The 15,231-nt window shown below is 47.4% G+C and carries 17 protein-coding genes; 8 read left to right on the top strand and 9 right to left on the bottom strand.

Features of this window, described 5'->3' with window-relative positions; translation table 11 throughout:
• Positions 1 to 3 precede the first annotated feature (3 nt).
• Genes coaE through nusB form a run of 5 tightly spaced genes read right to left on the bottom strand, consistent with a single transcriptional unit; the run spans position 4 to position 3,347 of the window.
• A complete protein-coding gene (gene coaE / locus P1P86_13465) occupies positions 4 to 594 on the bottom strand; it encodes a dephospho-CoA kinase (GenBank protein MDF1576191.1) in 591 nt (196 codons plus the stop codon).
• Positions 594 to 1,586 (bottom strand): YbbR-like domain-containing protein, encoded by a 993-nt coding sequence (locus tag P1P86_13460; protein MDF1576190.1) that lies wholly within the window; start codon positions 1,584 to 1,586, stop codon positions 594 to 596. The genes coaE and P1P86_13460 overlap by 1 nt, the downstream gene beginning before the upstream one ends.
• Before the next feature lie 10 nt (positions 1,587 to 1,596).
• A complete protein-coding gene (gene yajC, locus P1P86_13455) occupies positions 1,597 to 1,926 on the bottom strand; it encodes a preprotein translocase subunit YajC (protein MDF1576189.1) in 330 nt (109 codons plus the stop codon).
• Positions 1,927 to 1,945: 19 nt separating this feature from the next.
• The gene (locus P1P86_13450; GenBank protein MDF1576188.1) at positions 1,946 to 2,401 is read right to left on the bottom strand and encodes a DUF1573 domain-containing protein; all 456 of its coding nucleotides are present in this window, start codon (positions 2,399 to 2,401) and stop codon (positions 1,946 to 1,948) included.
• Positions 2,394 to 3,347 carry a transcription antitermination factor NusB gene (nusB, locus tag P1P86_13445; GenBank protein ID MDF1576187.1) on the bottom strand — a complete coding sequence of 318 codons (954 nt, stop codon included), beginning with the start codon at positions 3,345 to 3,347 and terminating at the stop codon, positions 2,394 to 2,396. The genes P1P86_13450 and nusB overlap by 8 nt, the downstream gene beginning before the upstream one ends.
• 181 nt (positions 3,348 to 3,528) lie before the next feature.
• On the opposite strand from nusB, the gene P1P86_13440 reads away from it, so the two are divergent.
• Positions 3,529 to 3,945, top strand: a complete 417-nt coding sequence (locus P1P86_13440; GenBank protein ID MDF1576186.1) for a DUF3276 family protein — start codon at positions 3,529 to 3,531, stop codon at positions 3,943 to 3,945.
• Here P1P86_13440 and P1P86_13435 read toward each other — a convergent pair.
• Positions 3,942 to 4,673: a hypothetical protein gene (locus tag P1P86_13435; GenBank protein MDF1576185.1), complete on the bottom strand. Its 732-nt coding sequence runs from the start codon at positions 4,671 to 4,673 to the stop codon at positions 3,942 to 3,944. The genes P1P86_13440 and P1P86_13435 overlap by 4 nt on opposite strands.
• A 59-nt stretch (positions 4,674 to 4,732) precedes the next feature.
• Between P1P86_13435 and P1P86_13430 the strand changes: the two genes are divergently transcribed.
• Positions 4,733 to 5,341: a hypothetical protein gene (locus P1P86_13430; GenBank protein MDF1576184.1), complete on the top strand. Its 609-nt coding sequence runs from the start codon at positions 4,733 to 4,735 to the stop codon at positions 5,339 to 5,341.
• Positions 5,342 to 5,346: 5 nt separating this feature from the next.
• The gene (locus P1P86_13425) at positions 5,347 to 5,835 is read left to right on the top strand and encodes a DUF456 domain-containing protein (protein ID MDF1576183.1); all 489 of its coding nucleotides are present in this window, start codon (positions 5,347 to 5,349) and stop codon (positions 5,833 to 5,835) included.
• Here P1P86_13425 and argF read toward each other — a convergent pair.
• Both argF and P1P86_13415 read right to left on the bottom strand, forming a co-directional pair.
• Complete coding sequence (gene argF / locus P1P86_13420) at positions 5,832 to 6,833, bottom strand: ornithine carbamoyltransferase (GenBank protein MDF1576182.1); 1,002 nt, start codon at positions 6,831 to 6,833, stop codon at positions 5,832 to 5,834. The two genes, P1P86_13425 and argF, sit on opposite strands and share 4 nt — an antisense overlap.
• Positions 6,834 to 6,880: 47 nt before the next feature.
• Positions 6,881 to 7,837, bottom strand: coding sequence for a carbamate kinase (locus tag P1P86_13415; GenBank protein MDF1576181.1), 957 nt, complete (start codon positions 7,835 to 7,837; stop codon positions 6,881 to 6,883).
• 193 nt (positions 7,838 to 8,030) lie between these two features.
• Here P1P86_13415 and P1P86_13410 point away from each other — a divergent pair, with 193 nt between their 5' ends.
• The 3 genes from P1P86_13410 (at position 8,031) to P1P86_13400 (ending at position 11,794) form a co-directional block, all read left to right on the top strand.
• Positions 8,031 to 8,717 carry a hypothetical protein gene (locus P1P86_13410; GenBank protein MDF1576180.1) on the top strand — a complete coding sequence of 229 codons (687 nt, stop codon included), beginning with the start codon at positions 8,031 to 8,033 and terminating at the stop codon, positions 8,715 to 8,717.
• A gap of 72 nt (positions 8,718 to 8,789) precedes the next feature.
• Positions 8,790 to 11,117, top strand: a complete 2,328-nt coding sequence (locus P1P86_13405; GenBank protein MDF1576179.1) for a DNA translocase FtsK 4TM domain-containing protein — start codon at positions 8,790 to 8,792, stop codon at positions 11,115 to 11,117.
• A gap of 32 nt (positions 11,118 to 11,149) precedes the next feature.
• Positions 11,150 to 11,794 (top strand): outer membrane lipoprotein carrier protein LolA, encoded by a 645-nt coding sequence (locus tag P1P86_13400; GenBank protein MDF1576178.1) that lies wholly within the window; start codon positions 11,150 to 11,152, stop codon positions 11,792 to 11,794.
• 24 nt (positions 11,795 to 11,818) lie between these two features.
• Here the strand turns inward: P1P86_13400 and P1P86_13395 are convergent, their stop codons facing one another.
• A complete protein-coding gene (locus P1P86_13395; GenBank protein MDF1576177.1) occupies positions 11,819 to 13,891 on the bottom strand; it encodes an HDIG domain-containing protein in 2,073 nt (690 codons plus the stop codon).
• Positions 13,892 to 13,987: 96 nt separating this feature from the next.
• Here P1P86_13395 and P1P86_13390 point away from each other — a divergent pair, with 96 nt between their 5' ends.
• Positions 13,988 to 14,764: an NlpC/P60 family protein gene (locus P1P86_13390; GenBank protein ID MDF1576176.1), complete on the top strand. Its 777-nt coding sequence runs from the start codon at positions 13,988 to 13,990 to the stop codon at positions 14,762 to 14,764.
• A 21-nt stretch (positions 14,765 to 14,785) separates the two neighbouring features.
• Positions 14,786 to 15,231: NUDIX hydrolase (locus tag P1P86_13385; protein ID MDF1576175.1), on the top strand; the 446-nt coding region annotated here is incomplete at its 3' end.

The raw sequence follows: 15,231 nt of genomic DNA, 5'->3' as shown, positions 1-15,231 counted from the left end.
AACTTAATCTATGCTGTTTAAAATCGTTTGATGCAATTCTGTCACCTGGGGAAGAAGCATCTGCGTTCCATCATTATGGATGATGTGATCAGCCATATTCATTTTCTCTTCTTCACTGAGCTGATGGCCCATTCGCTTCAAAACATCCTTCCGTCCCACCTGGTCGCGTTCCATAACCCTTTTGATTCTAAGCTCCCGGGGTGCGTAAATCAGAACCGTAAGATGCATCTTCTCGTAAGCGCCGCTTTCATAAAGGATGGCTGCCTCTTCGATCACATAAGGAGCTTCCTTTTGCATGTCCGCCCAGCGGATAAAGTCATCACCCACTGCCGGATGAACCAGTTCATTAAGCCTGGAAAGCTTATCCGCATCTCCAAAAACCGTTTCAGCCAGATACTCCCTGTTTAAACCAGCCCCCGAATAGGCTCTCTCTCCAAAGATTTGCAAAATGGCACTACGAATGTTGCTGTCGGTATTCATCAATCTTCTGGCTTCAGCATCAGCACTGTACACCGGCACCCCAAATTTATTCAAAATACTACAAACCAGGCTTTTACCACTACCTATCCCTCCTGTTATACCAACTATGAACATCACTTTCTAAACTTCAGGTATTCAACAGTCCTGGGATAATACTCATACCCGAGAAGGTAATTGGGCAGATTCTGAATGGTAACACTCAGGCTTGTAAGCCGCTCATCAATCTTTTCGTAATCCACCACTGCCCTGAAAGGATAGCTTTCAATCCTGTCATATTTGCTTAAACCCACCTTGCAGTTGAGTTTCACATTTGAAGGAAAAGTCTGAAGGAGAATACTGTCAGGAAGGTTAAGCACTTCGATGGGAACCGTAACCTGCAATTCTGTAAACCTCTCCAGTTCGATGGAACAGTTCACCCGGGAAATATTGTATTTCAGATCGGGCTGCTTTTTCAGGCGCACCTTGTCGCTGAAATTTCGCGTAAGTACTCCCAGGTCATATCGATCAGTGTATACATAAGAAAGAGTATCCAGGAACAGATCGGGACCTGTAACTTCGACGGAATCAGGACTGAGAAAAATCTCATCCTTGATGGTAAATTGCTTCTCGATTGTATAGGTAAAATCGGGCCGAATCTTCACCATGCGTGTCACGCTTTCAGCAAATCTGAAATGTAAAGTATCCGGCTGGATCCCCAGCAATTGCAATTCTGCAGGCAGCTGTCTGGCAATCTCGTCTCTCAGATAACGGGTCAGAATATAGGCACTGCTGCTGTCCTGTCTCCTGTTCAGATTGAAGGCAGATACTTTAAAACTGATAGGAACCGGTTTCCGAAACATTTTATAGCGCAAAAGGGCATAACCATGGGCATTAATCTGAAGCTGAAGGTGGCCGGGCATTTCACCCACCTTAACCTTATCTTCAGGAAAATCTGTGTAGACCAGGGGATACTCAATGACGGAAGTATAGTTTTTGCTCAATGCATTGAGCAACCAGATAGCTGCCGAAATCAAAAGGAACACAGAAAACAACAGAATTCGTTTTCGAAACTGGAGTTTCTGGCCTTCCCGGACCCTGGGCCATTTCTGGAGGAAACCGTTTTCCAAAGCTGATTGTTTATTTCCTGGCTGTGCTCTGTTCTGCGGGTTCGGCCGTGACCGCAGTTTTATCAACCTTAATAAGCACGTTATCAGCAATCTCCAATGTTACTGTACGCTCCTTAACATCATTGATCTTCCCGTATATACCACCGGTTGTGGTCACCTTATCGCCTTTCTTGAGTGAATTCCTGAAATTGGTAGCCTCCTTTTGTTTTTTCACCTGGGGGCGAATCATAAAAAAATAGAAAACTACAATGATCAGCAACAGGAAAATCAATGACTGCATGCCTGCAGCACCTCCGGGTCCTCCGGCAGGTGCGGCTAAAATCTGAAATAAGAAACTCATCCTTTTTAAATTTATTTAATTAAACAATAGTTTTTACAACAGCACGTATGGTCAGGCGAACCTCACCGTTACTTGCATTAGACCTCACCGTAATAAGCTTTCGTTGTATCCCGCTTCGGCCCGAGGCATCAAAGATTACGGAAAGACTCGCTCTGCTACCAGGTCCCAGAGGTTCCCGCTTCCAATCCGGCGTGGTGCATCCACAGGTGGCTTCCACCGATGTGATCAGCAAATCCTCCTCTCCTCCGTTCCTGAAGTCGAAGTAACAAACCACCTTTTCACCTTCAATGATTGTTCCAAAATCATGAATCAGGGTGTCAAAAAGCATAAGAGCCTGGCCTGTTGCAATTTGTCCAGTCTCTTCTTCGGAGTTGAAAGTCTGGTTTTGACTGCCATTTTGTCCACCGCAGGATAACAGCCCTAGGATAAGCACCAAAAACAAGCCGCCCGGGACCAGATAGATTCTCTTAATCATACTCACCGATCAGTCCCCTCCCTGTTTTTTTAATTTTCTTCTCTTCTTTCAGCTGCATCACCACCTTGTCCAGCACCCCGTTAATAAATATATTGCTTTTACTCGTACTGTAGAATTTGGAGATTTCCAGATATTCATTCAGTGTAACCTTGGTAGGAATGGAGGGAAAAGCAATAAGTTCTGCAATGGCAATCTGCATAATCAGGATATCCATGAAAGCAATGCGCTCCAGGTCCCAGTTCCTGGTATTCTCTTTGATATACTCCACATACTCGTCCCGGTGAAGAATTGTCTGCCTGAACAATTTCACCACATAGTCTTTATCCTCCTGGTTCTTATAGAGGTCCATTAACAATTTTTCCGGTCCGTCTTCTTCCTTAAACTTTTTAAAGGTCTTCACTATCATACTGGTTATAAACTCCAGGTCATCGTTCCAGTAGATGCTCTGCTCCTCCATGATGGAATCCAGGCGTTCACTGGAGAAGATAATATGGGTGTAGATATAGGTGATCAGTCGTTTATCCTCTGCGTAAGCATTTTCCTCCGCATTCATATAGGCCCTATACTCTTCACTTTCGACCAGGCGGGTATAAACCTCCCTGATCAATTCCGGATGGTTGACCCAGTTGAGCTTATGCTGCCCGACAAACCTGAGTAACTGTTCATTATTTCTGAGCTGGTTCAGCAGCCGGTTATTAATAAACCGGGTATTCGGATGGAGATCTTCATGAGTGGGAATACGCTTTTTCCTGGCTATCTCGATTCTGGATTCCGCATAAAGCGTCACATCGATCATCAGCAAAAGCAAGTAATGATAGAGCTCAAAGGCTTTTCCAATATTTAAATGAAGCTCTTTTTCCGAGCGATTCATGTCCTCTCTGCCAGTGGTGTAATATGCATAGAGAGATTGCAGTGCTTTAATACGTAATTGTCTCCTGCTGATCATTTGTAAAAGAACCGTAAACCATTTTCATTAACGCTGCAAATTTACACTAATTTTTTTTCTATAATACATCTGTTCAACAGCAAGTTTCGCATGAAGCTAAATTGTAGCAAAATTTGAATATGTTTAAAATATTTTACACTTTTGAAAATGAACTAAGTAAACCCTAACCAAATCTTACCTAATGATTGATGAAGGAAATGTTAAATCTGATGAGTATGGCACAGATGGAGCAGGACGGGAAGAGATCCATTCAAAGGCCGTTAGGGCCGGGAAAAGGACCTACTTTTTTGATGTAAAAGCAACCCGGAGAAACGACTACTACCTGACGATTACCGAGAGTAAAAAAAGATTTAACCGCGACGGAAAGTTTTTCTATGAGAAACACAAATTATTTCTCTACAAAGAGGATTTTGACAAATTTGCTGATAGCCTGAACGAGATCATTGCGTTTATCCGCGAAGCCAATCCCCAGCCTATCGAACTGGAAGAAGACGGAGTGTTGGAGCAAGTGAACGAAGAACCTGAATCGGAAGAGGTGGATAAGGAGAAGGATTTCACCAACGTGGAATTTGAAGATCTTGGCGAGGAACACGCCTAATCCTGCCTGTTCCTGCGCTCCAGAAAGTCCTCAATCTCTCCGAAAGAGAGAATCCTTACATTGGTCACAATAAAGTCTTCGTTCAGGAAATTGCCATACCTGTTGCATTCATCAATGGCCTCCTTGAAAACTGATTTCAGGGAATGGTTCATGGGCAATAAGAGCAGCATGGTAGCCAGATACCCGGAAAAATTTGATTCTTCCAATACCGCGTCGAATTTTTTCAGGATATAATCAAACTCATTTTTTATAACCATCTGCTGCGCCTTGCTCAGTTCCACCCTGGTCCTGGACATCAATACCACGAAATAGCGCAGTTTTTCTTCCTTGCCTCCAAGGCCGGTGGAAATAAATACCTGATTCTCGTCCAGTATCTTGCTTTCCAGAAGCATGGCACTCTCATTGAGGGCCAGAACGGCCCAGGAACGAAGAGGCTCCTCTGCGTCTTTGAGAAAGGCTTCTATAGCCCGGTAGCACTCCACATGTTCAACACTTGCCAGACGAGCCAGTATCTCCTTTTTCACTTCTTCAGAATGACCCGGTTCAGAAAGGTAGTGCATATGATCCAGAGCCCACTTCCTGTCCGTTTCCTGCCTGACCCTCATAGAGCATTCATAATACTCCATTTGAAGATCCATATCGATCTTCTGTTCGAGAACCTTGAGGGTTCCCGGGCTCTCTCCCAGTATCTCTTTAATCTTCTCATACAGGTTCTCGTGCTCTTCCATCTCTTCCCTGCTTTGTAATAAATGTACGATTTTTTGTTAATTTGGGGCAAAGATTAGCAATGGAGGTGGAATTTAACATAGAGGACCAGGTCAAAGCAACTTCTGCTGGCTTCAGCCTATCCATTGAAAGCACCCTGCAGGTGGGATTCAACATCTTGCGCAAAGCTCCTTCTGAATTTATCGTCTTCTCTGTTCTGGGTGCAATCATCTTCTCCAATCCAGTAAGCGGTTTGATCCTGGGAGGTCCGGCCATAGCCTCTTACTTTCATCTGGCGCAGCTGGCAAAAAAGGGGCAGCGAATTGAAATTTCAGATTTTTTCAGAGGTTTTGACAAAGCCGGCAGCCTGATAAAACTGAACCTGTTCATTTTCCTGTCCGTACTCCTGGGCCTCCTCCTGTTCATTCTGCCCGGATTATATTTCCTGGTATCCTATGCATTTTCTCCACTCATTGTCTGGTTCTATCACAAGGATCCCTCTGAGGCCATGCGTTTAAGCAGGCAATGCATTTCAGGGAATTTCGGACAGATACTCTTGCTTTTCCTGATTCTGGCGGGTATCAACCTTCTTGGCATGATGGCCCTGGGGGTGGGATTACTGCTAACCATACCATTCTCATTCTGCGTGCTCTATGCCGCTTTTGACGATATCATTGGAATTTCAAACTAGAACTTATGGATCTTACCCTGGCTGTCCTGGGAACAGCACTCGTTTTGACAGGTTTTCTTGGATCAGTTTTGCCCGTGATCCCCGGCCCTCCGATAAGCTGGGCCGGTTTGCTGCTGTTAAAATGGACCGATTACATCCATGACCATGGAGCGGCCTATGAAAACACCCTATGGATCCTTCTCTTCTTTGTGATCCTGGTCACGGTCCTTGACTATGTGGTCCCCATCATGGGTACGAAGAAATACGGGGGCTCCAAACGGGGAGTCTGGGGAGCAACCATCGGGGTGGTTGTGGGGCTTTTCTTTGGTCCGCCGGGCATTATTATCGGACCTTTCCTGGGTGCTTACATCGGGGAGATCTCCACCGGGAAGAAAGAGAAGGAGGCCCTCAGGGCCGCCTGGGGCTCGTTCATGGGTTTTCTGCTGGGGGTGGGTCTTAAACTGATGGTTTGTGGAACCATCCTGTTCTTTTATATCCGGTTTATATTCTTTTAAGCACCCAGGGTAGCGACAAGAATCGCTTTTATAGTATGCATCCTGTTTTCGGCCTCATCGAAAACAATGGAATATTCCGATTCAAACACCTCATCGGTCACCTCCATGGCTTCCAGTCCGAATTTCTGAAATATATCCTCTCCCAGCTTGGTCTCCCTGTTATGAAAGGCAGGCAGGCAATGAAGAAACTTTACACCGGGATTGCCGCAGGCCCTGATCACCTCCATATTCACCTGGTAAGGCCTGAGCAGCCTGATCCGCTCGCCCCACACCTCATCCGGCTCTCCCATGGATACCCAGACATCGGTATACAGAAAGTCTGCATCTTTCACTGCTTTTTTTACATCCTCTGTAATGGTAATCTTTCCCCCTGTCTGAGCTGCAATGGCCCGGCACTTACTTAACAGTGCATCGTCTGGCTGTACTGAAGGAGGGGCCGCTGCCCTGAAATCCATCCCTACTTTTGCAGCCCCTACCATGAGTGAGTTTCCCATGTTGTTCCTGGCATCACCCAGGTAACAGAATTTGATTTCATGGAGAGGCTTTTTGGAATGTTCCATCATGGTCATGAAATCGGCCAGGATCTGGGTGGGATGAAACTCATTCGTAAGTCCGTTCCACACCGGAACACCTGCATACTCCGCCAGCTCCTCCACCACTTTCTGTCCGAATCCCCGGTATTCGATCCCGTCATACATACGTCCCAGCACCCTGGCAGTATCTTTCATCGATTCCTTATAGCCTATCTGTGATCCCGAAGGTCCCAGATAAGTTACTCCTGCCCCCTGGTCAAGCGCCGCCACCTCAAAAGCACACCTGGTGCGTGTGGAACTTTTTTCAAAAATCAAAGCAATATTCTTCCCTTTTAAAGTAGGAACTTCGGTTCCGCTGTACTTGGCCTTTTTTAGAGAAAATGCCAGATCCAGCAAGAAATGAATTTCCTGCGGGGTAAAATCCAGCAAGGTCAGAAAATGTCTGTTGCGCAGGTTAAATGCCATAATAAGTAAGTTTGCTTTAATTGAAGGGATAAAATTAATAGAAATTGTTATTTGTCGTAGTTCATGGTGATTTTTGTCCCGAAATTCTGGTCCTCCAGCTTGAAAGCTTCTGTAATCACACTCTTATCTCCCCCCTTTTCAATAAACTCAAGGCAGGCTCTTATTTTTGGAGCCATATCACCCTCACCAAACATCCCCTGCTCCAGATAAGACAGGGTATCCCTGTGATCCAGGAACTCCTTCACCTCTTGTTGGGGTGTCCCGTAGTTGATATAGACAAAAGGCACATCCGTAAGGATATAAAACTCATTGGCTCCTATCCTGGCCCCCAGAAGGGCAGATGCCAGATCCTTATCAATAACCGCCTCGGATGGGCGCAGCCGCCCTTCTTCATCCCGGTAAACAGGAACGCCCCCTCCCCCGGTGGCCACAACAATGGATCCCTGGCGGGCCAGTTTTTCAATCACCTTTTCATTGATAATCCCCACAGGATCAGGAGAAGGCACCACCCTTCGATAACCTCCCTCACGTTTATTTTCTTCCTTAAAAACCCAGGACTTTTCCGCCGCAATTTTATCGGCTTCCTCCTTACTGTAGGTTTTACCCACACGTTTGGATGGTATGAGGAAGGAGGGGTCGTTCTCCTCCACCAGGACCATGGTTACCAGGGTGACCACCTCCCTGTTGATCCCGTTCTTATGCAGGATATTCCTGAGCATCCGTTCGATCATATACCCGATACCTCCCTGAGAATCAGCCACACAGATATCCAGCGGCATCTGCGGAATACCATAGTTCTCCTCTCCGGCATCGTTTCTCATCAGTATGTTCCCCACCTGGGGACCGTTTCCATGGGTAATGACCAGGTCATATCCCTCCCGGATCAAAAAGAGGAGATTCTCCAGGGTATCGGTGGTATTCTGTTCCTGTTCATCAATAGCACCCAACTGATTGTCGCGAAGAAGCGCATTACCCCCGAGTGCAACAACTGCTAGCCTGTTCATAAGAGATTAGATTAGTAGAAAAACAAAGCTAAGCAATCCCCAACCTTCATCTTCCAGGAAAAATAGTTTCTTAAACATATCAGGTCCTGATTTTTTTTCAGGTTTGCATCCACAGGCTTTCATGTTTGTGCCGACTGGTTTTGTAATCATAAAAAACTATATGTAGGTTTGGTGAAAATTTATTCCATTCAGCGTGTCGCGAAAACTTCTGTTCACCCTTCTGATTCTGACTATACCACTATCTTACAGCTGCCGCAACAGCACCCTGCCTGAAACCGTGGAAGCACATTATATTCAGTACCGCATCATTTATCTGGAACCAATGGCAGGAGATGTGCCTACCCGCATCTTACCAGCCAGGATGGGTTCGTGGTATACCGATTCCTATGTGCTCACGAAAATCGAGGGTTTTTTCAACCATTTTTCGCTGATTCAGATTGCCGACCAGAAACGAAAGAGGGTCACCACTCTCTTGAACCTGTTTGGGAAAAAGGTCTATTACAGGGGCGAAAAGAGGGAACTTCCGGCCGGAATTGTGGCGCCTCCCCGGATCTCCTACCGGAGCACGGGCAAGCAAACGGTCATCGGAGGGCTTAGTTCGGAGCAGATGGAGGTGGATACCGGGGTGGAGAAATTCAATATCTACTATACCAGCGATTTCAAAGTGCGACAACCCAATCTCAGCACCCCTTATGGTTTTATTGATTACCCACTTTCAGATTTCAGGATTCAGCTCAGTTACCTGAAAATGCACCTGACCAGTGAGAAATATGAAGTCCGTTTAATTGATTCTGACAGCTTTACGATCCCTGATGAATACGAAGCGGTAAGCCGTACTTTCATGGAGGAAATTATTAACAGGCTGTTTACAAAAGAATAGCCCGTACGCTTGCGTTATTAGTACTTTAGTAAGTTGTAATCAGCGTTAATCATATTTACCAAACGGGGGAGAATGGCCAGAAAAAAGAAGAAGAGAAAAAAACCAGTAATCAGTTTCCTGCGTTCGTTGGTGGCCTTTTTTAAAGACGACCGCTTTCGATATGCCATGGGAATCCTGTTCCTGCTGGTCGCACTGTTTATGGTCCTTGCACTTATCTCTTACCTGATCAACTGGAAAACAGACCAGGATTTTGAATGGGAAAAAGTATTCTCCGGACCCGAGGTCAAAGTTGAAAATTCAGGTGGAAAACTGGGAGCTTGGCTTTCAAACCTGCTCATTAATAAATGGTTTGGAATTGCCAGTTTCTTATTTCCTGCCATCCTGGTTTTCTGGTCCCTGGCCCTTTACCGGATACGGCTGGTACAGGCAGGGAAGGCAGTCAGGAACAGCCTTATCCTGATAATCTTACTTTCGCTTACCCTGGGTCTGCTGTTTGGAGATGCCGGTGGCGCCCTGGGCAGTGGTCCCGGAGGTCAGCACGGTTATTTCCTGAGCAGGTGGCTCATGGCCAGCATCGGCACTGTGGGTACTGTCTTCCTGCTGATTATTTGCTATACGGCCATGATTCTTTTTTCCACCTCCTTCCTGGACTGGATCAGGATGCGCTCTTATCCCCTGGTCCCTCCGGGAGAAACTCCTGAAGATTCAGAGTTCAGCGCTGAACCGGAGGTAACTGAATTGAGCGGGGAAGAGCTCACCGCCGGAAGAGAAATACAGGAAGAAGAAACCCTGACTGAAACAGATCAGGAACCTTCCGGAAAGGAGGATGTGGAGATGACCATCGAGGATTTTTCAGGCCCCAACCCGGATGATTACAATCCCGGTGAAGGGGCCCTGGGAGAGTATGATCCTACCCTGGATCTGCCCAAATTCAGGTATCCGCCTCTGAGCCTGATGAAGGATTACGATCAGGGGGATACAACGGTTACCAACGAAGAGCTGTTATCCAACAAGAATCGCATTGTGGAGACCCTCGGCAATTACAATATCAAGATCGATAAGATAAAGGCCACCATCGGACCCACGGTAACCCTTTATGAAATCGTTCCGGCTCCGGGAATCCGGATATCCAAGATAAAAAACCTGGAGGACGACATTGCTTTAAGTCTTTCTGCACTGGGGATCAGGATCATTGCTCCCATCCCCGGCAAAGGGACCATTGGCATAGAGGTTCCGAACCAGAACCCCCGAATCGTCTCCATGAAGTCGATCCTATCCTCCAGGAAATTCCAGGATGCCGAGATGGATCTGGCCATTGCTCTGGGAAAAACCATCTCCAACGAGACCTTTGTATTTGATCTGGCCAAAATGCCCCACCTCCTGGTTGCCGGTGCAACCGGTCAGGGAAAATCTGTGGGATTAAATGCTATCATCGCTTCTCTCCTCTTTAAGAAACATCCGGCCCAGCTGAAGTTTGTCATGATCGATCCCAAGAAAGTGGAGCTTTCTCTCTACAGCAAGATCGAGCGCCATTACCTGGCCATGCTCCCCGAATCTGAAGAAGCGATTATCACCGACACGCAACAGGTGATACATACCCTGAACAGCCTTTGCGGGGAGATGGACGACCGGTACAACCTGCTGAAGACGGCCCAGGTCAGAAATATCAAAGAGTATAACAGCAAATTTATCAACCGGAAACTGAACCCCAACAAGGGGCATCGTTACCTGCCCTTTATTGTGGTCATTATCGATGAATTTGCAGACCTGATCATGACGGCAGGCAGGGAGATAGAGCATCCGATCAGCAGGCTGGCCCAGCTGGCCAGGGCCATCGGCATTCACCTGATTATTGCCACCCAGCGACCCACAACCAATATTATAACCGGGGTAATTAAGGCAAATTTCCCGGCCCGTATCGCTTTCCGGGTTGCCTCGGGGATCGATTCCCGGACCATCCTAGACGGTCCGGGTGCCGATCAGCTGATCGGGAGGGGGGATATGTTGTTCCTCAGCGGGAGTGAACCCATCCGTCTGCAATGTGCCTTTGTGGATGGTCCCGAGATTGAAGATGTAACTGATTTTATCGGGCAACAAAAGGGCTATCCCACAGCCCTGATGCTTAAGCCTGTGGATGAAGAGGGCGGCAGCGCTCCCGAAGTGGACCTGGATAAAAGAGATGACAAATTTGAAGAGGCTGCCAGGCTGGTGGTTCAAAACCAGCAGGGTTCCACCTCACTGATCCAGAGAAAGCTCTCCCTGGGTTATAACAGGGCAGGCCGGATCGTCGATCAACTGGAGGTAGCCGGCATCCTGGGCCCCTTTGAAGGAAGCAAGGCCAGGCAGGTCCTGATAAAAGATGAATTCAGTTTGGAACAGATTTTGAAGAGCTTATCCTGAAAGGAGATCCCCTTATGATTCAAATCCGATATTTGATACTTCTTGCACTGCTCCCGGGTATAGGTTCAGCCATTTACAGCCAGCAGGACGGCAGGGCCGACAAATACCTGCAGGCTGTATCCCGACAGTTCGATCTGAATACTGGCTATGAGCTCAAGATGGACTATATCCGGGAAGATCTGATGCAGGAGACCTCTGCTGAGGGCGAAGGAACGATCTGGATGAAAGGACTGAAATACAAGATCATCGTTGATGAGTATATTGTTTATTACAACGGTGATAAACTCTTCTCCCAGAACACAGACAACGAAGAAGTCTATGTGAGTGTGCCGGATCCCGGCCAGCCGGGCTATCTCCAGGCAGTGCCCATCAGAATCATCAAATCCTATGAACAGGACTTTAACTATATGTACATGGGAGTTACCCCCCAGCAGGGCAGGGAGCTGGTCGAAATACAGCTCTATCCAAAGGAGCGGTCGGGGCCCTACTCCATGTTAAAGATGTTTATTCATCCGGATTCCCTGAAACTGGAAGTGATCCAGCTAAAACACAAGGAAGGCATTCTCTACACCATGATCCTCTCCGGGATAAGAATTGACAGGACCATTGAGGATAGTACCTTTAACTTTGCCCCTTCCGCTTATCCCAATACTGAAATTATCGAACTGGTCGAGTAGAAACACTGCCAACAGGCAGGCGTATTATTCCGGATACTCTATCCTGGAGTGATAGATGTTGGAGAGCCTGTTCTTGAAAATCTCTTTGATGGCAGTAATATCTGCAAAGGTGATATCCGCGTCATCAAACTGTTGCTCCTCCTCCTGACGGCGGATAATATTTTCGACCAGCTCAGATATGGATTCCCGGGTATAGGTTTTCAGGGTCCTGGAAGCGGCTTCCACCGAATCGGCCATCATCAGGATAGCCTGCTCCTTGTTTGCAGGTTTGGGCCCCGGATAGGTAAACTCGCTGATATCCACTTCTTCACCCGGGTTGGTATTTATGAAGGTCCGGTAAAAAAACTGCACCGTACCTGTTCCATGATGAGAGGTGATAAACGCGATGATCTTCTCATTCAATCCATGCTTTTTGGCAATCTCCACTCCTTTGTGCACATGGGCAATGATCACCCTGGCACTGGTACGCTCATCCATTTCATTATGCGGATTGGCTCCTTCGTGCTGATTTTCTATGAAGTAGCGGGGATTTTCCATTTTTCCTATATCGTGATAAAGGGCACCAGTGCGCACCAGCAGGGAATTCCCGCCGACCTTCATAACTGCTTCCTCGGACAGACTGGCCACCTGCATGCTGTGCTGAAAAGTTCCTGGTGCTTTTTCAGCCAAAGCGCGCAGCAGAGGCTGATTTGTATCGGACATTTCAAAGAGAGTGGCATCGGAGAGAAAGCCGAAAACACGCTCAAAAAGGAACACCAGCGGATATACAGTCAGGATCAGAAGACCATTGCCGGCTATCCATAAGACATCGATCCAGTTGATCTGGCTGAAATCGCCCTCCTGCAGCAGCGAAAGAATAATATAGATGGAGGCATAGGCTGCCATTACAAAAATGGCCGTATAGAAGAGGATTCCACGTTTGTAATACGAACGCAGACTAAACAGGCCTACCAGTCCCGCCATAAAATTCATCAGTATAAACTGGTAGCTGTTCGGGACCCAGAAGCCTGCCAGTAACAGGGTGATCATATGCACAAAGAGGGCATAGCGGATATCAAAGAAGGTCTTCAGGAAAATGGGCACCAGTACAAAAGGAACCACATAGATACTTACGGCCTCATGGGTGGCGGCCGCACGGGTCAGCCCCACCATAATCACAATCATGCCCAGTGTAAAGAGGCTTTGATTCATGCTGACAGAAAAATCCTTTCTGAAGTAATAGGTAAACCAGAAAAGAGCCAGAAAGACCAGGCTGATCAACAGGAACTGGCCTCCATAAACAACCAGGTAGTTTTTTCCTACATTCGGATTGGATTCGTACTCCTTACGAAGGGATTCAATAATCAAAAAATCAGACTGGGTGACCAGCTCACCCCTGGCAATGATTAACTGACCCGACTGCACCATTCCCTGCGACAGAGTCATTTCATCCAGGGCAGCCTGATGCACTTTCAGGGTCATCTCCGGATCATAAATAATATTGGGCTCCAGATAGTCGTTCAGATTCATCCTGCTCAGAACTGCCAGGGATGAGGATCCGGCTGCTTCCAGTTCTGAAGCTATGTATTCATAGGCCGTACGCCCGGTAAACATGGCCGTGAGTCGATGTTCCTCCGCCAGACCGTCTTTAACCACCATCACCGAGGTCTCTTCCACCACCTGGCCCTCCAGGACCGGATGAGGCTCAATAATTCCAAGTACATAGGTCTCCTCCAGCACATTGGCAATCACCAGGGCCATCTGCGCCCAGCCCGGATTCATCTTCTCCTCCAGGCCCATATTCCTGGCAATGCTTTCGTAGTCACTTTTAAAAGCAGTTATCATTTGCCTGCCAACAAGTGAATCGTGTATGAAATACAGAAAGGAATTTGCCTGAAGGCTGTCCATTTCCCTTTGCAGGACCTGATCTGATTTGTAAACGGGGAAATCGAACGGGGCCACCAGGTTTTCATGCATCCAGGGCTTATTCTTGGTATACTCGTACCGGAACTTACCTTCCCGGGGAAACATGAAATAGACAAGGACAATACTGAGGAGGTAAATGAGGACGATCTGAATGGTTTTCCAGAATCTGACTATACTCTTGATCCAGTTCATGAAGTGAATTTAAAATATCTTATCCAACTTTTAACCTCTCCCTTGTATTTTTGTTCAAAAGCTTGTAAACTGCATCCTCTACAGAAAAAACACATCATGATCAAAGGAAGTACCATTCACGCCTATATACCCATTATGTCTGAGCCGGATCTCAGATCGAGGATGATTTCTCAGCTGCTGTTCGGTGAGGAGTTCACTCTCCGCGAGAAAGCCGCAAAGTGGCTCCATATAAGAGCTGAATTTGACGGAACAGAGGGTTGGGTTGCGGAACAGGGGGTTGAACTCAGAGAGGCCCCTGATGAGGAGGAAAAGGGGCAACTGAGAGCAGTCAGGCTGGCTTCACTGCCATCCACGACCATCCTTGACCTGACCCAGGGCCAACAACGGATCCTGCCTGCAGGAGCCGTTTGGAACAGGGAAAACGGGAATACACTTTCCTGGTATGGCCATGATTTCGAACTGATGAGCGGGGAAGGCCTTATCAGGGCCGGGGAAGAATTCAGTCCGGAGGGGATCGGAAGGCGAATCGTTTCCCTTCCCGCCCTTCCGGGGGGAAGGTCGGGCTTCGGATTTGACGGGCCGGGACTGGTGCAGATGCTTTGCAGGATGATGGGAAAGAATTTACCGCGACACTGCCGGCAGCAGGCAGAACTGGGAACCACCATCAACTTTATTTACGAAGTGGAGGAAGGGGACCTGGCTTTCTTTGATGATGAGGAGGGTGAGATTATCCATGTTGGAATGATACTGGATGGTGGCAGGCTTATTCACTGTTCAGATTCTGTAAGCATCGACCTTCTGGATCATCATGGCATATACAGCCATATAAAAGAGAGATATACCCATAAACTCAGAGTCATTAAAAGAATCTGAAGCAAAAACCTTAGAACAGTAATGCCCGGAGCATACAGATACGATTATCCCAGACCCTCTCTGACTGTCGACATAGCCGTTCTAAGGCTTGAAGAACTGCCCGAAATCCTGCTTATTCAGCGCAAAGATCCGCCCTTCAGACAAATGTGGGCCCTGCCAGGGGGATTTATGGAGATGGAAGAAACACTGAAGGAGGCTGCGCGCAGGGAGCTGATGGAGGAAACCGGTATCAGGGCCGGTGAACTGATCCGTTTCGACACCTATGACAAACCCGGGCGAGATCCCAGAGGGCGCACCATCACCCAGGTATTTATTATGATCTGGAACAGCAAGATGGGTCATCCGAAAGCGGGTAGTGATGCCGCCGGTCTCCGGTGGTTCGGACTTAACGAACTGCCTGATCTGGCCTTTGATCACAGGGAGATTGTTAGCGATGTAATTCGTATGATCAGGGAGGGGAACCAGGG

The organism is Bacteroidales bacterium (assembly GCA_029210725.1).
In the GTDB taxonomy this organism is placed as follows: domain Bacteria; phylum Bacteroidota; class Bacteroidia; order Bacteroidales.
The sequence above is the reverse complement of the archived record's forward strand: the minus strand, read 5'-3'. Positions and strand labels throughout refer to the sequence as shown.